The 20,680-nt window shown below is 65.8% G+C and carries 18 protein-coding genes and 1 tRNA gene; 9 read left to right on the top strand and 10 right to left on the bottom strand.

Annotated features, from left to right (window positions below; genetic code table 11):
- Complete coding sequence (locus ACLKOZ_RS06000; RefSeq protein WP_436473589.1) at window positions 1-1,011, bottom strand: hypothetical protein; 1,011 nt, start codon at window positions 1,009-1,011, stop codon at window positions 1-3.
- Window positions 1,012-1,146: 135 nt separating this feature from the next.
- Here ACLKOZ_RS06000 and pepN point away from each other — a divergent pair, with 135 nt between their 5' ends.
- Both pepN and ACLKOZ_RS05990 read left to right on the top strand, forming a co-directional pair.
- Entirely contained in the window at window positions 1,147-3,723 is a 2,577-nt protein-coding gene (gene pepN / locus ACLKOZ_RS05995; protein ID WP_436473587.1) for an aminopeptidase N, read from the top strand.
- A gap of 9 nt (window positions 3,724-3,732) precedes the next feature.
- A complete protein-coding gene (locus tag ACLKOZ_RS05990; RefSeq protein ID WP_436473585.1) occupies window positions 3,733-4,206 on the top strand; it encodes an OsmC family protein in 474 nt (157 codons plus the stop codon).
- 77 nt (window positions 4,207-4,283) lie between these two features.
- Here ACLKOZ_RS05990 and ACLKOZ_RS05985 read toward each other — a convergent pair whose 3' ends face one another.
- Window positions 4,284-5,276, bottom strand: coding sequence for an NAD-dependent epimerase/dehydratase family protein (locus ACLKOZ_RS05985; protein ID WP_436473583.1), 993 nt, complete (start codon window positions 5,274-5,276; stop codon window positions 4,284-4,286).
- A 120-nt stretch (window positions 5,277-5,396) separates the two neighbouring features.
- Between ACLKOZ_RS05985 and ACLKOZ_RS05980 the strand changes: the two genes are divergently transcribed.
- Window positions 5,397-6,092 (top strand): mechanosensitive ion channel family protein, encoded by a 696-nt coding sequence (locus ACLKOZ_RS05980; protein WP_436473580.1) that lies wholly within the window; start codon window positions 5,397-5,399, stop codon window positions 6,090-6,092.
- Window positions 6,093-6,096: 4 nt separating this feature from the next.
- A complete protein-coding gene (locus ACLKOZ_RS05975) occupies window positions 6,097-6,549 on the top strand; it encodes a globin (RefSeq protein ID WP_436473578.1) in 453 nt (150 codons plus the stop codon).
- Window positions 6,550-6,627: 78 nt separating this feature from the next.
- On the opposite strand, the gene ACLKOZ_RS05970 is transcribed toward ACLKOZ_RS05975, so the two are convergent.
- Complete coding sequence (locus tag ACLKOZ_RS05970) at window positions 6,628-7,287, bottom strand: hypothetical protein (RefSeq protein ID WP_436473576.1); 660 nt, start codon at window positions 7,285-7,287, stop codon at window positions 6,628-6,630.
- A 63-nt stretch (window positions 7,288-7,350) separates the two neighbouring features.
- On the opposite strand from ACLKOZ_RS05970, the gene ACLKOZ_RS05965 reads away from it, so the two are divergent.
- Window positions 7,351-8,331: an acyl-CoA thioesterase gene (locus tag ACLKOZ_RS05965; RefSeq protein WP_337352339.1), complete on the top strand. Its 981-nt coding sequence runs from the start codon at window positions 7,351-7,353 to the stop codon at window positions 8,329-8,331.
- 96 nt (window positions 8,332-8,427) lie between these two features.
- Here ACLKOZ_RS05965 and ettA read toward each other — a convergent pair whose 3' ends face one another.
- The 3 genes from ettA to ACLKOZ_RS05950 all read right to left on the bottom strand — a co-directional run bounded on the left by ettA (window position 8,428) and on the right by ACLKOZ_RS05950 (window position 11,326).
- Window positions 8,428-10,110 carry an energy-dependent translational throttle protein EttA gene (gene ettA, locus ACLKOZ_RS05960; protein WP_337349033.1) on the bottom strand — a complete coding sequence of 561 codons (1,683 nt, stop codon included), beginning with the start codon at window positions 10,108-10,110 and terminating at the stop codon, window positions 8,428-8,430.
- A gap of 45 nt (window positions 10,111-10,155) precedes the next feature.
- Window positions 10,156-10,689 carry a DUF6993 domain-containing protein gene (locus ACLKOZ_RS05955; RefSeq protein ID WP_436473573.1) on the bottom strand — a complete coding sequence of 178 codons (534 nt, stop codon included), beginning with the start codon at window positions 10,687-10,689 and terminating at the stop codon, window positions 10,156-10,158.
- Window positions 10,690-10,777: 88 nt separating this feature from the next.
- On the bottom strand, window positions 10,778-11,326 hold the full coding sequence (locus tag ACLKOZ_RS05950) for a single-stranded DNA-binding protein (protein WP_436473571.1): 549 nt from the start codon (window positions 11,324-11,326) through the stop codon (window positions 10,778-10,780).
- Between the two features lie 205 nt (window positions 11,327-11,531).
- Between ACLKOZ_RS05950 and ACLKOZ_RS05945 the strand changes: the two genes are divergently transcribed.
- Window positions 11,532-11,604: transfer RNA gene (locus ACLKOZ_RS05945), tRNA-Arg, on the top strand.
- A 318-nt stretch (window positions 11,605-11,922) separates the two neighbouring features.
- Here ACLKOZ_RS05945 and ACLKOZ_RS05940 read toward each other — a convergent pair.
- A complete protein-coding gene (locus tag ACLKOZ_RS05940) occupies window positions 11,923-13,212 on the bottom strand; it encodes an ROK family protein (protein WP_436473569.1) in 1,290 nt (429 codons plus the stop codon).
- A 131-nt stretch (window positions 13,213-13,343) separates the two neighbouring features.
- On the opposite strand from ACLKOZ_RS05940, the gene xylA reads away from it, so the two are divergent.
- Both xylA and ACLKOZ_RS05930 read left to right on the top strand, forming a co-directional pair.
- Entirely contained in the window at window positions 13,344-14,531 is a 1,188-nt protein-coding gene (xylA, locus tag ACLKOZ_RS05935) for a xylose isomerase (RefSeq protein WP_436473567.1), read from the top strand.
- Window positions 14,532-14,614: 83 nt separating this feature from the next.
- Window positions 14,615-16,036, top strand: coding sequence for an FGGY family carbohydrate kinase (locus ACLKOZ_RS05930; protein ID WP_436473565.1), 1,422 nt, complete (start codon window positions 14,615-14,617; stop codon window positions 16,034-16,036).
- A gap of 131 nt (window positions 16,037-16,167) precedes the next feature.
- On the opposite strand, the gene ACLKOZ_RS05925 is transcribed toward ACLKOZ_RS05930, so the two are convergent.
- Genes ACLKOZ_RS05925 through ACLKOZ_RS05915 form a run of 3 tightly spaced genes read right to left on the bottom strand, consistent with a single transcriptional unit; the run spans window position 16,168 to window position 19,387 of the window.
- Complete coding sequence (locus tag ACLKOZ_RS05925) at window positions 16,168-17,007, bottom strand: sugar phosphate isomerase/epimerase family protein (RefSeq protein WP_436473563.1); 840 nt, start codon at window positions 17,005-17,007, stop codon at window positions 16,168-16,170.
- Window positions 17,004-18,218 (bottom strand): dihydrodipicolinate synthase family protein, encoded by a 1,215-nt coding sequence (locus ACLKOZ_RS05920; protein ID WP_337352391.1) that lies wholly within the window; start codon window positions 18,216-18,218, stop codon window positions 17,004-17,006. The genes ACLKOZ_RS05925 and ACLKOZ_RS05920 overlap by 4 nt, the downstream gene beginning before the upstream one ends.
- Window positions 18,218-19,387 carry a Gfo/Idh/MocA family protein gene (locus tag ACLKOZ_RS05915; RefSeq protein ID WP_436473561.1) on the bottom strand — a complete coding sequence of 390 codons (1,170 nt, stop codon included), beginning with the start codon at window positions 19,385-19,387 and terminating at the stop codon, window positions 18,218-18,220. The genes ACLKOZ_RS05920 and ACLKOZ_RS05915 overlap by 1 nt, the downstream gene beginning before the upstream one ends.
- A gap of 189 nt (window positions 19,388-19,576) precedes the next feature.
- Between ACLKOZ_RS05915 and ACLKOZ_RS05910 the strand changes: the two genes are divergently transcribed.
- Window positions 19,577-20,680, top strand: coding sequence for a LacI family DNA-binding transcriptional regulator (locus ACLKOZ_RS05910; protein WP_436473559.1), 1,104 nt, complete (start codon window positions 19,577-19,579; stop codon window positions 20,678-20,680).

Here is a 20,680-nt window from a genome sequence, read left to right as displayed (position 1 = left end):
CTAGGACTCTGCGCCCGCCGCGCCGGAGGCGCCGCCATGTGCCCGTGCGGCCACCCGGGTCAGGACTTCGGCCAGCCGGGCAGCGGATGCCGGGCTGCCGCCGCTCACTGCGAGTCTGTGGCCGTCTGTTTTCCGCACGACGACGGCGGGGCCGCTGCTTACCAGCATTGCGGCGGTGCCGCTGTGGTTCCGGTAGCCCCACCCGCCGTAATCAGCTGCCTTCACTTCCGAGGCGTTGGCCTCCGAGATGGCCGCTGCGGGCACGTCCATCACCGGGAACACGCCGGCCACCAGCACCCGCAGGCCGCTGCGGTCGGCCTTGACCCTGGCGCAGAGGAACGCCGCGGCCACGACGGCCAGCCCTGCGAGGACGGCTCCCAGCCACGGCAGGGCAATAGTGATCAAGGCTGCGGGAAAGAGCGTGGCCACGGTGATCATGACAAAAACCGAACTGCGCGCGTGGACCCAGAACCGGATCGAATCGCGGGCGAGGTCAGGGTCCAGTTCCCTGGCGAGGGCCAACTCGAAGGCCCTGTCGTCTTCCGGCGACCACTGCCTGTCGGCCTTGAAAACAAAACCCATGATGACCCCCAGTGAAAGCGCTGCACCGCTTCCCAGGGCCAGGACTGTCAGGTCCACCCGGGATTCGCGGGCGTCTGCGAGTCCAGCCTGGCCCACCAGCCCGGCTGCCAGGACGCTGGTAATGAAGAGGCTCAGGAACAGTCCGGCCCCCATCATGATCCTGCGCATCACGGCCGGACGGGAGACCGGAACGGCCTGGGACAGGACCAGCCAGCCCGCTGCCACGATGATCAGCGCCCCTCCCCACACATAGGCGGAAAACGACGCAAAGGAGGCGCCGCCGTCGGCCGTCCAGCTCACGGCGAGCGGTTCCGGAAGGTCAGGCCGCAGGAGGAAGGCACAGAAAACAAAAGCTGCTGCCAGTACCACCGGAAACCCGACGGCAAACCGCAGCGCCTTGGCATCCACCGCATCCCTGAACTTGCCCATGCATTAACGCTACTCCCGCCGTGTCCGGATGTGATCGCGGTAACTTGCCAACCGCCCAAGAAATGAAAGAATGACTTCACAGTGCCCGGCGCAGGCCATCACCCGCCGGCAACAGCAACCCTTCTGGAGGCCCCCTTGCCAGGTATTAACCTGACGCGCACCGAAGCCCGCGAGCGCGCCGAACTGATCACTGTCGATTCCTACGCGGTCAGCCTGGACCTGACCAGGGGCGAGAAGGTCTTCGGGAGCACCACAACAGTAAAGTTCGAAGCCGAACCGGGTTCCTCCACGTTTATCGACGCCATTACCCACACGGTCCACAGCGTCACGCTCAACGGGCGTGCCCTGGACCCCGGCACCGTCTCCGACGGCATCCGGATCCAGTTGCCGGATCTGGCGGCCACCAACGAGCTTACGGTGGTTGCCGACGCCCCGTACATGAATACTGGCGAAGGCCTGCACCGGTTCGTGGATCCGGTGGACGGCGAGGTTTACCTGTACACCCAGTTCGAGGTGCCCGATTCGCGCCGCATGTTTGCCGTCTTTGAGCAGCCGGACCTCAAGGGCACGTTTACCTTCAACGTCACCGCACCGTCCCACTGGGACGTTATTTCCAACTCCCCCACCCCCGCGCCGCAGGAAACCACTCCCGGGGACAACGGCGGGGCGCGCTCCGTCTGGTCCTTCGCACCGACGCCCAGGCTTTCTTCCTACGTCACCGCGCTGATCGCAGGCCCCTACCAGTCGGTCCGGAGTGAGGTGGCCAGCTCTGACGGACGGGTCATCCCGCTGGGCGTCTTTGCCCGAAAATCACTGATGCAATACCTCGATGCCGAAAACATCTTTGAGCTGACCCGGCAAGGCTTTGAATTCTTCGAGGCCCAGTTCGGCTGCCCGTACCCGTTCGAGAAGTACGACCAGCTGTTTGTGCCCGAGTTCAACGCGGGGGCCATGGAAAACGCAGGCGCGGTCACCATCCTCGAAGGGTACGTCTTCCGTAGCAAAGTCACCGGCGCGCAGATCGAACGCCGGGCCATCACGGTGCTGCATGAGCTCGCGCACATGTGGTTCGGCGATTTGGTGACCATGCGCTGGTGGAACGACCTCTGGCTCAACGAATCCTTCGCCGAATACATGTCCCACCTCGCCGCCGTGGAGAATACGTCCTTCACCAGTGCGTGGACCACCTTCGCCTCCGTGGAGAAGTCCTGGGCCTACCGCCAGGACCAGCTGCCCACCACGCACCCGATCTTCGCCGAGATCAACAACCTGCAGGATGTCGAGGTCAACTTCGACGGCATTACCTACGCCAAGGGCGCCTCCGTGCTGCGCCAGCTGGTTGCCTGGGTCGGTCCGGAGCAGTTCATGGCGGGCGTGCGGGAGTACTTCAGCAAGCACGCCTGGCAGAACACCGAGCTCAGCGACCTCATGGTGGAGCTGGAGAAAGCCAGCGGCCGCGATCTCGACCGCTGGGGCCAGCTGTGGCTGGAAACGGCCGGCGTCAACACGCTCAAGCCCGAGCTGGAGGTGGACGGCGACGGGAACCTCACCTCCTTCGCGATAGTCCAGTCGGCCGTTGAGGACTGGCCCACCATCCGTCCACACCGCCTTGCCGTTGGCTTCTACAACCTCAACAGCGCCGGCAAGCTCGAGCGCGTGCACCGGGAGGAACTCGACGTCGACGGCGGGCGCACCGAGGTGCCGGCCCTGGCCGGACTGGCGCAGCCGGACCTGATCCTGGTCAACGACGACGACCTCGCCTACGCCAAGGTTCGGCTGGACGAAAAGTCCCTGGCGACGGCCACGGCACACCTGAAGGACTTCAGCGAGAGCCTCCCGCGCACCCTGGTGTGGAATTCCGCCTGGGATGCGGCGCGCGACGGCGAGACTCCGGCACGCCGCTACGTGGACCTGATCCTGGCCAACGTCGCCGCGGAATCGGATTCCTCGGTGATCCTGGTCCAGCTGCGCCAGCTGGCCACCACGCTGAGCTTCTATGTCGCTGAGCAGCACCGCGAGGCCACTGCTGTGGCAGCGGTGGACACGCTGTGGGAACTCGCCAACACTGTGCCGGGCGGATCCGACGCCCAGCTGCAGTTCGTGAAGTCTTTTGCCCTCCTGGCCCGCAGCACCGGGCAGCTGGATACCGTTGCCGGCCTTCTGTCCGGCGCAACAACCCTGGACGGGCTGGCCGTGGACCAGGACCTCCGGTGGGAGCTCCTGGCATCCCTGGTAGCCGGCGGCCGCCTCGGCACGGAGGACATCAACGCCGAACTGGAACGGGACAACACCGCCAGTGGGCAGAACGCGGCGGCCCTGGCCAAGGCCGCGATCCCCACGCCCGAGGCCAAGGCGGCCGCGTGGGAATCGATCGTGGTCAAGGGCGAACTGTCCAACGCACTGCAGGGCTCTGCAGTGACCGGGTTCACCCGGGTCCTGGACCGGTCCCTGCTGGAACCGTACGCGGAAAAGTACTTCGAGGCGGTTCCTGGGATCGTGGCCACCCGCACCCACGCACTGGCCCAGCAGATCGTCGTCGGGCTCTACCCGGCCCTGCTGACCACCCAGGCCACCATCGACCGGACTGACGGCTTCCTGGCCGCCCTCCCGGCAGAAAGCGCCGCGTTGCGGCGGATGATGCTGGAAAACCGCGACGGCGTTGCCCGGGCACTGCGCGCCCGTGCGGCCGACGTCCTTCCCGGCGATGCCTAGGCGTGCGGCATGAGCCTGGGTGAGCACCACTATGAACTGACCGTGCAGTGGACCGGCAACCTTGGGGAGGGAACGTCGTCCTACCGGGGCTACTCTCGGGACCACGACGTCCTGATTCCGGGGCTGCCGGTGCTCCCGGGCTCCGCTGACCCGACGTTCCATGGCGACAGGTCACGCTACAACCCCGAGCAACTTCTCCTCGCCGCTCTCGCCCAGTGCCACATGCTGTCCTTCCTGCACGTGGCGGTACGGCACGGCGTCATTGTTACGGACTACCGGGACGAAGCCACGGGCACGATGCGTTTGAACCGGGACGGCAGCGGGCAGTTTGAGTCAGTGACCCTGCACCCGAGGGTGACGCTGGCGGACCCGGCCCACGTGGCTCTGGCGGAGCAAATGCACCACGAAGCCAACCAGGTCTGCTTCATTGCCCGGAGCGTCAATTTCCCCGTGCACCACGATCCCGTGACCCTGACGGCCTAACCCCAACTGAGTAGCAGCAGATGTCGTTTTGAGGGCTCAGAACAACATCTGCTGCTACTCAGTTGGGCGGGCGGGATTCATACGCTTCGGCGGAGCTCCTCCACGAGCCGGGCTTCCGTGGCGGGGGCAAGCCCGGCCTTGCGGCGGCGGTTCAGTCCGCGGCGGCGCTCGTCCTCGAGGGTGTCCGCCACCGTCTCCTGCCAGGGGCGCGTCGTCAGTCCGGCGGCGCGGGCAGCCATGTTGCTGCGAGTGCAGAAGCCGTCGTGGCCCGGCGGCAGCCACAGCGGGAGGGAATCAGGCCCGGCCCAATAATCGACTCCATGGTCCACGAGCCAGTCCTCCGGCGCCGTTAGGACCTCGCCCTGGTAGCCGGCGGCGGCTTTCGAGCCCTCAAGGTAGTCGGAGAAGGGCACCTGGTCCCCCAAGGCGTTCAGTGCGCCCGTGACACCCTTCTCCGCGGCGTGGAGAATCCATAGGGCCAGGTCGCGGACGTCGATGACCTGGGTGGCGTGGCCGGGTATGTCGGGGACGACGACGGGTCCATTGTCCCGGGCGAACCTCGCCGGCCAGTAGCCGTAGCGGTCCGTTGTGTCGCCGGGACCGCTGATGAGTCCGGCCCGACAGAGATGCGCCTTGGCTGCGGCCGCTGCCAAGGTTGCCTGCTCGATGGCCGACTTCGACTCCCCGTAGTTTTCGGGGGCGGATACCGTACCGGCGGGCAGGGGAGGCAGGAGGGCAGCGTCCTCCGTCTCTCCCGGGGTCGAATGGTCGGCGTAGACCGAACAGCTGGACACAAACGTCCAGTGGCCGGCTCTGTCTGCCAGTGCGTCCAGAGCGTCCGTCGCCTGGACGGTATCGCGGGCCACGTCAATGACTTCGTCCCAAACTCCGGTGGCCCCGTCATAAGCGTTCGCGCCCAGTGAACGGTCCGCCCTCAACCATTGAGCGCCCTCCGGCGGTTGAGCCGCCGAACCGCGGGCCAGGCACGTAACATCATGCCCCGCAGCCACTGCTTGCCGGACTATTTCTGCGGACAGGAAGGCAGTTCCGCCCAATACAAGGATGCGCATGGGTCCACGCTACGGCGCTAGGGTTGAAAGAGAACAGAGCCTTCCGCGCCGGGCGAAACCCGAGCGCCGGCGAGCACCATCCCGGCCCCCGCCGGAGACCCCCAAGGAGTTTTACCGTTTATGTTCAGCACGTTGTCGATCACCCCTTCCCTCGCCTCCGAGCCCGACGGCGTCAGCGTCACCGGCATTGTCATCAGCCTGGGCGTCGGCGTAGCTATCTGGTTGGTGGCAACCTTCGTGATTTCGCGGATCAGCAGGCGGGTGGCTTCCGGGAGCAACTTCTTCAAGAAGGCCCACTTCAAGTGGGTGGCCCCGGCGATCCGAGCCTTGGATCATGAGCGCCGCGTCCAGCGCGCGGAAACCATCGGATCGCTGCTCAACAGCATCGTAGGCGTGCTGGTGGCCGTCATCACCAGCATGTACGTGCTCCAGAACCTGGACATCAACATCGCCCCGCTGCTGACAAGCGTGGGAATCCTGGGTGTGGCCATTGGCTTCGGCGCCCAGCAGCTGATCCGGGATTTCCTGGCCGGCATCTTCATCACCATCGAGGACCAGTACGGCATCGGCGACATCATCGAAACCAGCGAGGTGGTGGGGGTTGTGGAATCCATGGGCCTGCGCATCACCCGGGTCCGGTCCGAGGACGGCGCCATCTGGTACCTGCGCAACGGCGAAATCCTCCGGGTCGGCAACCGTTCCCAAGGCAACTACGCGCCGGTGCCTGATGCGCCCGCCGCCGGCCCGGAAACTGCACTGCACGAGCCTGCCACCAACACCGAGACTAAAAAGACTGACCAGAAAGCCGGAGAATAGGGACATGAGCACACCCGCCGAGTCGCAGCAGCCGCGCCAACTGATGCAGAACGACCCTTTCAGCCAGCCGGGCTACACGGACAACTTCTACGATGCCGTGGGCGGCCATGAAACGTTTGTTCGCCTCATCGATGTCTTCTACGACGGCGTGGCTACCGACCCGCTGTTGCGTCCGATGTATCCGGAAGAGGACCTTGCGCCGGCCAAGCGCCGTTTCCTGATGTTCCTGGAGCAGTACTGGGGTGGCCCCACCACGTATGGCGAGGAACGCGGCCACCCCCGGCTGCGGATGCGGCACATGCCCTTTCGGGTCACGCCCGAGGCGAAGGACCGTTGGCTCTTCCACATGCGCGCGGCCGTGGACTCGTTGGGGCTGCCGCCCTTGTACGAAGGCACGCTGTGGGACTACATGGAGCGTGCGGCACTGTCTATGGTGAACAGCCCGTCGGACAGCTGAGCCCGCGTCCGGGCTGATCCAGGCCGGACTGTTGGTAGGCCGGGCTGTGTGTAAGCCGGACCTGTTGCCAAGCCGGGCCTAGCCCAGTCCGCTCCCGGTGCGCGCAAGGACGTGCCCGCGGGCGCCGGTAAGGCGGAACCAACGGCCAGTGCGGTAGAGCTTCTGGTCACCCTCGCCAAGGAACCCCAGCGTCAGCGCGGCAAACGCGGCTCCAGCCGGAAGCCCCGAATCGTCCAGGGGCCGGCCCCAGACTGCGGCCCGGGCATTATTGACGATCAAGGCGCCCGGCTTGTCCGGCACGATGCCGGCAACTTCGGCGATGCCGGCTTCGGCGGCCTGGCGCAGTTCAGCATCCGGTACGGACCGGATCAGTTCCCAGCCTGTCCTGGGGGCGCCGACTCCGGTCCAGGATTCGGTGACGGTGGACGGCGGAACCGGCAGCTCGACGTCGCCCTCCCCTGCCCTGGCGAGACGATCCAGGACCGCAGAAAGCGGGACTGTGACATCAGTTTCGGAACGTTCAGCGAGCCCCATGGTGCGCAAACCCAGGATGGTGGGGGTTGGTTCGCCCAGCAGCCTAGGCCTCAGCACGCAGACGTACGCCGCCAGGACTGATCCTGCTGCCTGAAGCCGAATGGCGCCGTCGTCGATCGTCTTGGCGCGCGTGGCGAAGGTACGCAGGTCGGCGAGATCACGCGGATCGGCGAAGCGGAAGGACTGGGTGAGTAGATCAGACACACTAAGAACACTACCGGCTGTACGTTGTTTGAGCGGTGCCGGGGTGGCGTCTAGAGTCGAACCATGACTGAAGCCGACGCCGGATTGCTGGCCCCGCCCAGCGGTGACCCCACCACATCACTGATCAAGCTCCTGGACCTGGGAGAACTGGAGGGGGCCCGCACCGACGAGGACATTTTCCTGGGGCCTTCACAGCAGCAGCCGCACCAGCGGGTCTTCGGCGGCCAGGTCCTGGCCCAGTCCCTTATCGCCGCTACCCGGACAGTGGACCCTGAGCGCCACGTCCATTCCATGCACGGCTACTTCCTGCGGCCAGGCGATGCCAACAAAACCATCACCTTTGGCGTCCAGCGCCTGCGCGATGGCCGCTCGTTCTCCGCACGCCGGGTCCATGCCTACCAGGAGGGTGTGCCCATCCTGTCGATGATCGCGTCCTTCCAAGGCGAGGATGAAGGCATCGAGCACGAATCAGCCATGCCCAAAGGAATCCCGGATCCCGAATCGCTGCCGAGCACAGCCGACCTCCTGGGCAAGTTCGACCACCCGGTGGCCCGGCACTGGGCCTACGAGCGGCCATTCGACATCCGCCACGTGGATCCGCCCCTGTATGTGTCTGCCAAGGGCAAGCGGGAAGCGCGGAATGCCGTGTGGATGAAGACGTTTGGACCGATGCCCGACAACGCCAACCTTCACCGAGCCGCTTTGGCCTACGCCAGCGACTACACACTGCTGGAGTCCATTCTCCGCCGGCACGGGCTCAGCTGGATCACCCCCGGCATGAACGTGGCCAGCCTGGACCACGCTATGTGGTGGCACCGCCCGGCCCGCGTGGACGAGTGGCTGCTCTATGTCCAGGAATCCCCCAGCGCCCAGGGCGCCCGGGGGCTGGCCACGGGCAAGATCTTCAACCGGGCCGGCCAGCACGTGGCATCCGTGGCGCAGGAGGGGATGGTCCGGGTTCCCACCGACCTCAAGAACAAGGTGGTGGGGGCTTTCCAGTCCAAAGTCCTGGAGCACCAGATCCGCAAGGCCGGGCGCGACTAGCTCGCTTCGCCTCTCACTGACTTTCACTTAACGAGGAAAGGCCGGCACCCTGCGGGGTGCCGGCCTTTCCGCTTCGTGTCGTCAGCGCGCGGTTGTTCAGTCGCGGGTGAGGCGGCGGTGCGTGACCCGGTGCGGCTTCGCGGCGTCCGGACCCAGGCGCTCCACTTTGTTCTCTTCGTAGGATTCGAAGTTGCCCTCGAACCAGTACCACTTGGAGGGGTTTTCCTCGTCGCCTTCGTAGGCAAGGATGTGGGTGGCAACCCGGTCCAGGAACCAGCGGTCGTGCGAAACCACCACGGCGCAGCCGGGGAATTCCAGCAGCGCGTTCTCCAGGCTGCTGAGGGTTTCAACGTCGAGGTCGTTGGTGGGTTCGTCAAGGAGCAGCAGGTTTCCGCCCTGCTTGAGCGTCAGTGCCAGGTTCAGCCTGTTGCGCTCACCGCCGGAGAGTACGCCGGCCTTCTTCTGCTGGTCCGGGCCCTTGAAGCCGAACGCGGCGACGTAGGCGCGGGACGGCATTTCCACGTGGCCCACCTGGATGTAGTCCAAGCCGTCAGAGACGACCTCCCACAGGGTTTTGTTGGGGTCGATGCCTCCGCGGCTCTGGTCCGCGTAGGAGATCTTGACGGAGTCACCGATCTTCAGCTCGCCGCCGTCGAGCGGCTCCAGGCCCACGATGGTCTTGAACAACGTGGACTTGCCCACACCGTTGGGGCCAATGACGCCGACGATCCCATTGCGGGGAAGGCTGAACGAGAGTCCGTCGATCAGCGTGCGGTCGTCGAAGCCCTTCTGCAGGTTCTTGGCTTCCAGGACCAATCCGCCCAGTCGCGGTCCTGGCGGGATCTGGATCTCTTCGAAGTCAAGCTTCCGGGTACGGTCCGCCTCGGCGGCCATTTCCTCGTAGCGGGCCAGGCGGGCCTTGGACTTGGTCTGCCGGCCCTTGGCGTTGGAGCGGACCCACTCAAGTTCTTCGGTGAGGCGCTTAGCCTGCTTGGCGTCCTTCTTGCCCTGGACTTCAAGGCGGGCGCGCTTCTTCTCCAGGTACGTGGAGTAGTTGCCCTCATACGGGTAGAGGTGGCCCCGGTCAACCTCGGCGATCCACTCTGCAACGTGGTCCAGGAAGTACCGGTCGTGGGTGACGGCCAGGACGGCGCCGGCGTAGTTGGACAGGTGCTGTTCAAGCCACAGCACGCTCTCGGCGTCCAGGTGGTTGGTGGGCTCGTCGAGCAGCAACAGGTCAGGCTTCTGCAGGAGGAGCTTGCACAGGGCCACGCGGCGGCGTTCACCACCGGAAAGGAGCGTGACGTCAGCATCGGCGGGCGGGCAGCGGAGTGCGTCCATGGCCTGCTCCAGCTGGGAGTCCAGGTCCCAGGCATCGGCCGAGTCAATGGCCTCCTGCAGGTGGCCCATCTCTTCGAGGAGGGTGTCGTAGTCAGCGTCGGGGCTGGCCATTTCCTCGGAGATCTCATTGAAGCGCTGAATCTTGCCGTAGATCTCGCCCACGCCTTCCTGGACGTTGCCGAGGACGGTCTTTTCTTCGTTCAGGGGCGGTTCCTGGAGCAGGATCCCCACCGTGTAGCCAGGGCTGAGCCGCGCTTCGCCGTTCGACGGCGTGTCCAGTCCGGCCATGATCTTAAGAATGGTGGACTTACCGGCACCGTTCGGGCCAACAACACCAATCTTGGCGCCCGGGAAGAAGGACATGCTTACGTCGTCGAGAATAAGTTTTTCGCCAACGGCCTTACGGGCCTTGGTCATTGTGTAGATAAATTCCGCCATGGTTCCAAATCTAGTGGGTTGGCGGGGATAACTCACATTCGTCCGTCAGGCGGGAGCCCCTACAAAGCATTTGCCGCTCGCCAGCACCGGCAGCACCGTGACTGTGACGCTGCCGTCGCGGATTTGCCCGATAACGCAGTCCGCGCCCTGCAGGACAGCCGCTTCGATGGCGTCGGCATCAAGCCCGGTGGGTGTGCGGCTTTGGGAAACCTCCAGGGCCGCCTCCGGGATACCCTCACCGGCAAGTGCATCCGTTACCTGGGCCGTGGCGGGCTTTGGAGTGCTGGCGGCCAGGCGGTTCAGGGCGTCGGCAAGGGTCTGCTTCAGCGTGGATGTGGCAGGGTGTTCTTCCGCTGCCGGGCGGGTTGCCTGGGCAGCGGCAGGCGCCGTGGTACCCACCGGCATCGTGGCACTCGGGTCGGCTGTGGATGTCCCGGTGCAAGCCGTCAGTGCTGCGGCACCGGCAAGGCAGGCGACAACCGCGATGAGAACCTTGCGGGAGGAAGCGCCGGATGATGACGGAAATCCCGGCCGGGGAGCTTCTTGATGGTTCGGCCGGTGATTCGTCGTGCTCGTCATGCCGCCATTCTGCCACGCCGCAACGCGGGGTTGTTGCGGCGTGGCGGGCCGTGGAGCGGCCGCCCGGCGTGGCATGAAGCGAGTGCCCTTAGGTCGCGGCCCCTGCGAGCTCGCCCGTTTCGGTGTCCAGGGTGACGTAGTCGCCATTGGTGTCCTGGATGGTGACGTCCTTCGGGATTCCGTCTTCCTCCGTGTAGTCATCAGGCTCAGGGTCCCCTCCTGTCCCGTCATAGCCGTCCCCGCCGGTCCGGTTAGCCACCTCAGAGTCCGGCAGCTCGTTCTTCGGGTTCCGGATGTAGTTAGCAGAGCCCCACTTCAGATCGTGGCCCACGGCGTCGGCGTTTATTTCAGCAGTGTGGAAGACCCGTCCGTCCCGTTCCCAGCTCGCCAGCTTCAACCGGCCAACGACGATGACCCGCTGGCCCTTCTTGATGCTGCAGCCCATATTGCCGGCCAGTTGGCGGTAGCCCTGGACCGTGAACCAATTCATGTGGTCCTCGACCCATGTGCCCGAAGTTTTGTCGAAATGACGGGAGGGGGATCCAAGCCGGAATGAGGCCGTCCCAACGCCGGTGGTGGTGGTCGACGTGGTGACGTCCGTGGCCACAAAGCCCCGGATGGTGATGATGTCGCTCATGATGAAGTCCTGTCTCGAAGGTGGTGCCCAACCGGGCAAAACCAGCTTCGCGTGGACTCCATGCTCCCGCGAGGGGCAATTTTGCGTATGTGCACAACGCTTCCAAGAAAGGCGCTGTGGAGGACGGGTGCCTGCGTGAGCGTCGCAGCAGCCGGGGGCATGTAAACTTTTGATGCGCCCGGAATACAGGCTCCGGACACCACGTGCCCCAGTAGCTCAGGGGATAGAGCAGCGGCCTTCTAATCCGCCGGTCGGGGGTTCGATTCCCTCCTGGGGCACTAAGAAAAGCGGTCCTGATCTGCGGTACTTTCCGCTGGTCAGGGCCGCTTGCTTTGTGCAGACAGCCATCATGAACGCCGGAATCCCAAGGCCTGCAGCAGAACGGACAATGCCGAGCCATACTGCTCGTAACCAAGCCATCGCTCCTCGGTCTGTGCATGCTTGCCTTGATTTCCCTGTTCTGATTCTTCATGCCGTCAAAACCATGGTTTCGAATAAGGAAGAAGCCCGACCAGAACTAAGCGATCTGCTGTGCCGGTAATTGGCGAACCACTCCAGCGACCCCAGAATGACGGCCAGACCGGGCAAGCACTCGCCTAAGGAGCCTGATCCTGGAGCCGGTGTGGGGCCTCAACCAGGGAACGGACCACGCTGCCGGCAGCACCCAGCAGCGCTCCGGCCTGGCCCACGGCGGACAGGCTGATGTTCCCGGCCGGGACTTTTCCAGGGGCGTATCGAGCCAGGCTTTCCGCTAGTGCGGGCCTGATCCACTCGCCCAAGATAGCGAAGTGGCCACCCAGGACCACTGACGGGATATTAAGCAGCCGGACCGTGGACGCCACTGCCACGCCCAGGTAATGACCGGCGCGCGCAACGGCAGCTAGTGCGTCCACGTCACGGGCGGCGAGCGCCGTGAGCAACTGCGCCAGGCTCTCGGATCGGGCGGGGCCATATCCGGATGGACCAGCCGTTAGACCCGAAGCGGCCGGTCCGGGCCCCGGCTGCGTGGGAATTCCCGCGGCAACAAAGATCGCGTCCTGGCCCGCCACCGTTTCCAGGCAGCCCGTGCCACCGCACGAACACAGCGTTCCCTCGGGCTGGACGACAACGTGCCCCAACTCCCCAGCATGCCCGTGGGGTCCAGTGAACAGTTCGGAGCCGATCACCAGCCCGCCGCCCACGCCCACTTCGCCGGAGACAAACAGGAAGTCCGCGTCCCCTGCTGGCCTGTAGCGCAGCTCGGCAAGGGCTGCGGCGTTGGCCTCATTGAATAGCGTGGTTCCCAGCGGCACGTCCGGCAACACCACACCTAAATCCAGGGTCGCGGAATTCCACCCGAGGTTTGGAGCCGTGATGACCGTTCCGGTTTTGGCATCAACGAGCCCCGGGACGGCCAGGCCGCCGCCGAGGACGCGGACCCCTTGGGCTTCCGCCGTGTCCCGCAGCCCGGCCGCCAGGTCCGCCAAGCCCGCGGACACCGAATCGGGCGTGGCACGGCGATTGTCCTGCTCGCGCGTTTCCTGGAGCAACAGGTTTCCTGCCAGGTCCGTCACTCCCGCGGAAATGTAGTCGACATTGATTTCCATGCCCATCACGCCTCTTGCGGGATTCAGCTCCAGCCCGACGCCCGGACGTCCGCGCTCCCCCTGCGGATTCAGCCCGATTTCCCTCACGATGCCGGCGTCCAGGAGGTCCAGCACCAGGCTCGAGACGGAGGCCTTGGTGAGGCCCGTGGCGGCGGCAATCTGGGCCCGGGTCAGGTGCGTGCCCGCCCCCGACAGCGCTATGCGCCCCAGCACCAGGGCCAGGTTGCCGCGGCGGACGTCACCCATGCTTCCCGGTGTCCCGGCCTCCGGGGTGCCGGCAGCCGGCGCTGAACTGGCCATGCGGCCTCCTTCTCGAAGTTCATGCCCTTGGGCAGCCTCATCCTATTGACCTTAGCTCATCCCCGCCTATATAGTTCAAGCGATAAACTAACTCTCGGGTTCCACGGTTCCCCCAAATGCAAGGACGCATCATGACTCTCACGCCCACACCCGGCGACAAGTTCACCTTCGGCCTCTGGACCGTCGGCTGGACCGGAGCAGACCCTTTCGGCGTCGCCACCAGGAAGCCCCTGGACCCCGTGGAAGCGGTCCACAAACTCAGCGAACTCGGCGCCTATGGCATCACGTTCCACGACAACGACCTCGTCCCGTTCGATGCGACGGCCTCAGAGCGCGAACTGATCCTCAAGAACTTCAAGGCTGCCCTGGCCGAGACCGGCCTCAAAACCCCCATGGTGACCACCAACCTGTTCAGCCACCCGGTGTTCAAGGACGGCGGCTTCACCTCCAATGACCGCTCCGTCCGCCGGTTCGCCCTCAGCAAAGTCCTGCAGAACATCGACCTCGCAGCCGAGCTGGGCGCCGAAACGTTCGTTATGTGGGGCGGCCGCGAAGGCAGCGAATACGACGGCTCAAAGGACCTGTCCGCCGCGTTGGACCGCATGAAGGAAGGCGTCGACACCGCCGCCGCCTACATCAAGGACAAGGGCTATGGCCTGCGGATCGCCCTGGAGCCCAAGCCCAACGAGCCCCGCGGCGACATCTTCCTGCCCACCGTGGGCCACGGGCTGGCCTTCATCGCCCAGCTCGAGCACGGCGACATCGTGGGCCTCAACCCCGAGACCGGACACGAGCAGATGGCAGGCCTTAACTTCACCCACGGCATCGCGCAGGCCCTCTGGGCCGGCAAGCTCTTCCACATCGACCTCAACGGCCAGCGCGGCATCAAGTACGACCAGGACCTCGTCTTCGGCCATGGCGACCTCACCAGCGCGTTCTTCACCGTGGACCTGCTCGAGAACGGCTTCCCCAACGGCGGCCCCACGTACGACGGACCGCGCCACTTTGACTACAAGCCCTCCCGTACCGATGGTTACGACGGCGTTTGGGAGTCCGCGAAGTCCAACATGTCCATGTACCTCCTGCTCAAGGAACGCGCGCTCGCCTTCCGTGCAGACCCTGAAGTCCAGGAAGCGCTCAAGGCCTCCGGTGTATTCGAGCTCGGCGAACCGACCCTCGCCGCCGGTGAGACCACCGCGGACCTGCTCGCTGACGCGTCCGCCTTCGCGGAATTCGACGCCGACGCCGCCGCAGAGCGGTCCTTCGCCTTCGTGCGGCTCAACCAGCTGGCCATCGAGCACCTGCTCAACGCACGCTAAGCCGCAGGCACCCTACCACCAGCACCACGGCGCCGCCGGATCAGGACATGATCCGGCGGTGCCGGCGCATCAGAAGGAACCTCATGGCCCTCGTTGCCGGAATCGACAGCTCCACCCAGTCCTGCAAAGTAGTGATCCGCGACGCGGACACCGGCGAGCTGGTGCGCCAGGGCCGTGCCAGCCACCCCGACGGAACCGAAGTCCACCCCGATCATTGGTGGAACGCCCTGCAGGCCGCAATCACCCAGGCAGGCGGGCTCGCGGACGTCAGCGCCATCTCCGTCGGCGGACAGCAGCACGGCATGGTTTGCCTCGACAGTGCCGGAGAGGTCATCAGGCCGGCACTGCTGTGGAACGACACCAGGAGTGCTCCCGCCGCCCTCGAAATGATCCGGGAGGCCGGCGACGGCGACTCCGCAGCCGGTGCCCGCTACTGGTCGCGCGCCACGGGAACTGTACCGGTTGCCTCCCTGACCGTCACCAAGCTGCGGTGGCTCGCAGAGAACGAGCCGGCGAACGCTGAACGGGTTGCCGCTGTGTGCCTGCCGCACGACTGGCTCTCCTGGCGCTTGGCTGGCTTCGGTCCCGGCAGCGGCGAGGCGGGCCTGGCCGCACTCCGCACCGACCGCTCAGACGCTTCGGGCACCGGCTACTACTCAGCCTCCTCCGGCGCGTACCTTCCCGACGCCCTCGAAAAGTCCCTTGGCCGCGTCCCGCGCCTTCCCGCCGTCGTCGGTCCGTTGGACATCGCAGGGAAAACTCCGGAAGGGGCCCTCATCGGACCGGGTGCCGGGGACAACGCCGCCGCCGCGCTGGGCGTCGGAGCGGGCGTGGGCGACGTCGTGCTTTCACTTGGCACGTCCGGAACCGTGTTCGCCGTGTCAACGACGCCGGCTGCCGATGCATCGGGGCTTGTTGCAGGATTTGCGGACGCCACGGGCAACTACCTGCCGCTCGCCTGCACGCTCAACGCAACCCGGGTCTTCGACGCCACTGCCGCGTTGCTCGATGTCAGCCTCGAGGAATTCAACGACCTTGCCCTGTCGGCTGCCGCGGGGGCCGGAGGCCTTACCCTGGTCCCCTACTTCGACGGGGAGCGGACACCCAACCTGCCGGAGGCGGCAGGATCACTGCACGGCATCACCCGGACGAATTACACCCCCGCGAACCTGGCGCGCGCCGCCGTCGAAGGCGTGGTTTGTTCCCTCGCCGACGGCCTGGCGGCCCTCCTGTCGCAAGGGGTGGACGCGCAGCGTGTCATTCTGGTGGGCGGCGGTGCGCAGTCGCCTGCTGTGCAGCTGGCGGCCAGCCAGCTGCTCGGCCTTCCTGGCTTTGTTCCGACCCCCGGCGAGTACGTGGCCGACGGCGCCGCGCGCCAGGCAGCCGCCGTGCTGGCCGGGGCCTTCCCTGAGTGGACCCTCAGCGGTACGGAATTGCCGGCAGAACCGTCCGACGGCGGCGTGCTGGCCAGGTACCGCAGGCACGCCGCCGCCTACTTGGGCTGAACCCGCGGCAGATCCCCGGATCCGAAGCCAGGGCAAAGCGAAGGACCTGCACCGTGACGGCGGTGCAGGTCCTTCGCAGTGGGGCGCAGGCGCCTGCCGTGACGTAGCAGGCGCCCGCGGTCTGGATCAGGTCAGGCGTACGGCAACACGAGTTCCGCGTAGCGTGCCTTGATGGTCTCCAGGACGGCGTCGCCGTCAGCGTCCCAGATGTCCTGATTAAAGATTTCAACCTCGATATCACCCGTGTATCCGGCGTCCCGGACCCAGGTGCCGATGGTGGCGAAGTCGATCACGCCGTCGCCCATGAAGCCCCGGGACAGCAATGGATCCGCCGCAATGGGCATGTTGAAGTCGCACACCTGGTAGGAAGCGATGCGGTCCTCCCGGCCTGCGCGTTCAATCTGTGCCTTAAGTTCCGGGTCCCACCAGACGTGGAACGTGTCGACGGCGACGCCCACATCCTTTGTGTCAAACGGCGCCGCGAGGTCAAGGGCCTGCCCGAGCGTGGAGATCAGCGCACGGTCCGCGGCGTACATCGGATGCAGGGGTTCGAGTACGAGCCGGATGCCGTTCTCGGAGGCGAACGGGACAAGATCGGCAAGGCGGTCTGCCACGCGCTGGCGGGCAGCCACCACGTCTTTCTCCCCCGGCGCCAGTCCGCCGACCACCAGGAAGAGTTCCCGTGTGTCCAGCGCCACTGCCTCGAGGATCGCCGCGCGGTTGTCCGCCAGCGCGGCGGCCTGGCCGTCGGCGTCGGCAGCGGTCAGGAAGCCGCCTCGGCAGAGCGAGGAGACCCGGAGGCCGGCGTCCTTGATAAGTTTTGCGGCCTTGTCCAGCCCTGCTTCTTCCACGCGGTCACGCCAGGGCCCGATCGCGGGGATTCCGGCGCGGACGCAGCCCTCCACAGCCTCGGCCAGCGTCCATTTCTTGGTGGTGGCACTGTTCAGGGACAGGCGTGAGAAGTCGCTCATACTCCCACCCCGTTGATGCGCAGGTAGTCGGACATCCGGAACGCGGCGAGGGCCGGGTCCTTCAGCAGCCCCGCTTGATCCGCCAGCTCGAAGGTTTTGGCCAGGTGCACCACGGAACGGCCGGAGTGCAGCCCACCCACCATCTGGAAGCCTGGCTGCTTGCCGTTGAGCCAGGACATGAACGCGATCCCGGTCTTGTAGTAGAACGTGGGGGCGCTGAAGATGTGCTTGCCAAGTTCGCGTGTGGAGTCGAGGATGGCCCGCGCCTCCGCAGCGTTGCCGGCGTCGTAGTGCTGCAGCGCAACGGAAGCCGCGGGGTAGATTGCCGCGAAGATGCCCAGCAGGGCGTCCGAGTGGTGTGTGCCGTCGCCGTCGATCAGTTCCGGGTAGTTGAAGTCGTCGCCGGTGTACAGGCGGACGCCTTCGGGCAGGACCGCGCGGAGGGCAACTTCGTGGCTTGCGTCCAGCAGGGACACCTTGACGCCGTCCACCTTGTCGGCGTTGTCGCGGATCAGCGAAAGGAACGTCTCGGTAGCCTGGGCGACGTCGTCCGAGCCCCAGTAGCCGGCCAAGGCGGGATCGAACATGGTTCCGAGCCAGTGCAGGATGACAGGCTGGTCCACTTCCTGGAGCAGGGTGGAGTACACCTTCAGGTAGTCTTCCGGACCGGCGGCAACGCGGGCCAATGCCCGGGAGGCCATCAGGATGACCTTGGGTCCGGCTTCACTGACGACGGCGATCTGCTCGCGGTAAGCCTCGAGGACGGCTGCCAGTCCAGCCTCGCCCGTGGGCAGGGTGGCTATGTCCAGCTGGTCGGTGCCAGCGCCGCAGGAGACGAGGTCCCGCACGGTTTTGCCGGCGGTCGCGGCGTTGCCGGCAGAGACCACCGACGCGGCCTCCACACCCGTGCGCTTGATGAGCTGCTGGGTGGCGGCCCAGTCAAGGCCCATGCCGCGCTGCGCGGTGTCCATGGCATCGGCAACGCCCAGGCCATAGGACCAGAGTTCGTGCCGGTACGCCATGGTGGCGTCCCAGTCCAGGCGTGCCGGGGCGCCCGGTGTGTTGTCTGCCAGGACCTCTGGAATCACATGCGCCGCTGCGTAGGCGCGCCGGGCTGTGAGCGGGGCGGCGGGGCGGGCCCAGGATGCACCGCCCTGGAGGCGGTACTCCCTGGTTCCGCCGTCGTTGGAGGGAAGGATCAGGGAAGTCATCAGAGCGTGATCTCCGGGATGTCGATGGTGCGGCGTTCGTCGTTGGACTGCAGGCCCAGCTCGGCGAGCTGCACGCCACGGGCGGCGGAGAGCAGGCCGAAGCGGTGTTCGCGGCCGGCGACGACGTCGCGGAGGAATTCTTCCCACTGCAGTTTGAAGCCGTTGTCCAGTTCGGCGTTGGCGGGAACTTCCTGCCACTGGTCCCGGAAGGATTCCGTGACAGGCAGGTCCGGGTTCCAGACCGGCTTGGGGGTGTGGGCGCGCTGCTGGGCAACACACTTGTTCAAACCGGCAACCGCGGAGCCGTGTGTGCCGTCAATCTGGAATTCGACCAGTTCGTCACGGTAGACACGAACGGCCCACGAGGAGTTGATCTGGCCGATGACTTCGTCGCCGCCCGGGGTTTCGAGTTCGAAGATGCCGTAGGAGGCGTCGTCCGCGGTGGCCTTGTATTCCTTCCCTGCCTCGTCCCAGCGGGCCGGGATGTGCGTGGCGGTCTTGGCGTTGACACTCTTGACCTTGCCAATAATGCCTTCGAGGACGTAGTTCCAGTGGCAGAACATGTCCGTGGTCATTCCACCGCCGTCTTCCTTGCGGTAGTTCCACGACGGGCGCTGGGCAGCCTGCACATCGCCTTCGAAGACCCAGTAACCGAATTCGCCACGGATGGAGAGGATGCGGCCGAAGAAGCCTTCGTCCACCAGGCGGCGCAGCTTGACTAGGCCGGGCAGGTACAGCTTGTCATGCACGACGCCGGCGGTGACCCCGGCTTCCTTGCCGATGCGCGCCAGTTCGATGGCCTCCTCGAGGGTCTCTGCCGTGGGCTTCTCGGTGAAGATGTGCTTTCCGGCCAGCATGGCTTTCTTCAGGGTGGCCGCGCGGAGGCTGGTCATGGAAGCGTCGAAGACGATGTCCACGGTGGGGTCGTTGATCACGGAATCGAGGTCCGTGGTCCACTCCGCCACTTTGTGCAGTTCCGCGAGTTCGCGGATCTTGGCTTCGTTGCGGCCTACCAGGATCGGTTCGATCTGGACTTTGGTGCCGTCCTCCAGCGTGAAGCCTCCCGCATCACGGATGGGGAGGATGGAACGCAGCAGATGCTGGCGGTAACCCATCCGGCCGGTGATGCCGTTCATGGCGATACGGATCGTCTTTGTTTCGAAGCCCATGTGTCCTCCACGGTGAGTGAGCATTGTTACTCAAGCTGTTTGGGAAAGCGCATTCCCACTGCCACTATTCTGCACCCCGCGACACGGAATTGGCAAGCGCTTTCCGGTAAGTCCCTAAAACTGCCATAATGTGCTCAACGCCATTGGCGACTGAGTCCCGCGCGAAATACCGTCTGAAAAGGAGATCCCGTGGCTGCAAGTACCCTCACCGAGGTGGCCCGGCTGGCTGGGGTCTCACCTGCTACAGCCTCCCGAGTGCTCAACGGTTCGGCCCGGAAACCGGGGCAGGACATCGCCGACCGCGTGCGGCAGGCGGCGGACTCCCTTGGCTACATTCCCAACGCTCAAGCCCAAGGCCTGGCCAAGTCAAGCTCCGGCCTCATCGGACTGATCGTGCACGACATCGCGGATCCCTATTTTGCCGCGATCGCCCGGGGCGTCCAGGAAGCCGCCCGGGAGCAGGGCCGCATGGTCCTGCTCGCTACTACTGCCGGCGCACCCGCGGACGAAAAAGAGGCTGTCGCCGCCTTCGCCGCGCGCCGGGCCGATTCAATCGTGATCGCCGGTTCCCGTTCCTCCCGCGCCGAGGACACCAAAGGCAACGCCGATCTGGCCGCGGAGCTGGACAGGTATTGCCGCAACGGCGGCCAGGTGGCAGTGGTGGGCCACCCGGTAGTAGGGGCCGAGGTGACGGAGGGCTACCACGTGGTGGAAGTGCCCAACGAGGAGCTCGCCGCAAGCCTTGCCTCCGAGCTTGCCGCCTCCCGGCAGGATGACCACTTCGTGATCATCGGCGGCCCGGAAGGACTCTTCACCTCCGATGACCGGATCCGCGGCTTCCAGAAGGGCCTTGCCGACGCAGGCAGGCCTCCGGCGGAGATTCTGCGCAGTTCCTTTAACAGGGCCGGCGGGTACGAAGCCGGGATCACCTTGGCCGAACGGATCAAGGCTGCCGGCCGGGACGGCCAACGGGGCGAAGGGAACGCGAACCAGGGTCCGGCCGCGGGGCTGTGCATCTTCGCCGTCAACGACGTCATGGCAATTGGGGCTGCCGCCGCCCTCCGCAGCAAAGGCCTGCGCGTCCCCCGCGACGCCACCATCGCCGGCTTCGACGACATCGAGACGCTGCGCGATTTCCGTCCGGCCTTGTCCACCGTGCACCTTCCGCTTGAGGACATCGGCAGGATCGCCACACGCAGCGCCGCCGGCTCCGCCGCAGCCGAAGACGCCGCAGAACCGTCTCCGGTGACCGGACGCGTGACGCTTCGCCGCAGCACCGAGATGGCCTCCTGA

The organism is Arthrobacter sp. R4, from assembly GCF_051365025.1.
Taxonomy (GTDB): domain Bacteria; phylum Actinomycetota; class Actinomycetes; order Actinomycetales; family Micrococcaceae; genus Arthrobacter.
The sequence above is the reverse complement of the archived record's forward strand: the minus strand, read 5'-3'. Positions and strand labels throughout refer to the sequence as shown.

What these genes read in the sequence shown, in the direction of transcription:
- ACLKOZ_RS06000 (WP_436473589.1), bottom strand. Translation starts at nt 1,011, where the DNA reads ATGGGCAAGTTCAGGGATGCGGTGGATGCCAAGGCGCTGCGGTTTGCC.
- ACLKOZ_RS05980 (WP_436473580.1), top strand. Translation starts at nt 5,397, where the DNA reads ATGTTCAGCACGTTGTCGATCACCCCTTCCCTCGCCTCCGAGCCCGAC.
- ACLKOZ_RS05915 (WP_436473561.1), bottom strand. Translation starts at nt 19,387, where the DNA reads ATGGGCTTCGAAACAAAGACGATCCGTATCGCCATGAACGGCATCACC.
- ACLKOZ_RS05985 (WP_436473583.1), bottom strand. Translation starts at nt 5,276, where the DNA reads ATGCGCATCCTTGTATTGGGCGGAACTGCCTTCCTGTCCGCAGAAATA.
- ACLKOZ_RS05990 (WP_436473585.1), top strand. Translation starts at nt 3,733, where the DNA reads ATGAGCCTGGGTGAGCACCACTATGAACTGACCGTGCAGTGGACCGGC.
- ACLKOZ_RS05940 (WP_436473569.1), bottom strand. Translation starts at nt 13,212, where the DNA reads ATGGCCAGTTCAGCGCCGGCTGCCGGCACCCCGGAGGCCGGGACACCG.
- xylA (WP_436473567.1), top strand. Translation starts at nt 13,344, where the DNA reads ATGACTCTCACGCCCACACCCGGCGACAAGTTCACCTTCGGCCTCTGG.
- ACLKOZ_RS05955 (WP_436473573.1), bottom strand. Translation starts at nt 10,689, where the DNA reads ATGACGAGCACGACGAATCACCGGCCGAACCATCAAGAAGCTCCCCGG.
- ettA (WP_337349033.1), bottom strand. Translation starts at nt 10,110, where the DNA reads ATGGCGGAATTTATCTACACAATGACCAAGGCCCGTAAGGCCGTTGGC.
- ACLKOZ_RS05920 (WP_337352391.1), bottom strand. Translation starts at nt 18,218, where the DNA reads ATGACTTCCCTGATCCTTCCCTCCAACGACGGCGGAACCAGGGAGTAC.
- ACLKOZ_RS05925 (WP_436473563.1), bottom strand. Translation starts at nt 17,007, where the DNA reads ATGAGCGACTTCTCACGCCTGTCCCTGAACAGTGCCACCACCAAGAAA.
- ACLKOZ_RS05930 (WP_436473565.1), top strand. Translation starts at nt 14,615, where the DNA reads ATGGCCCTCGTTGCCGGAATCGACAGCTCCACCCAGTCCTGCAAAGTA.
- ACLKOZ_RS05965 (WP_337352339.1), top strand. Translation starts at nt 7,351, where the DNA reads ATGACTGAAGCCGACGCCGGATTGCTGGCCCCGCCCAGCGGTGACCCC.
- ACLKOZ_RS05975 (WP_436473578.1), top strand. Translation starts at nt 6,097, where the DNA reads ATGAGCACACCCGCCGAGTCGCAGCAGCCGCGCCAACTGATGCAGAAC.
- ACLKOZ_RS05950 (WP_436473571.1), bottom strand. Translation starts at nt 11,326, where the DNA reads ATGAGCGACATCATCACCATCCGGGGCTTTGTGGCCACGGACGTCACC.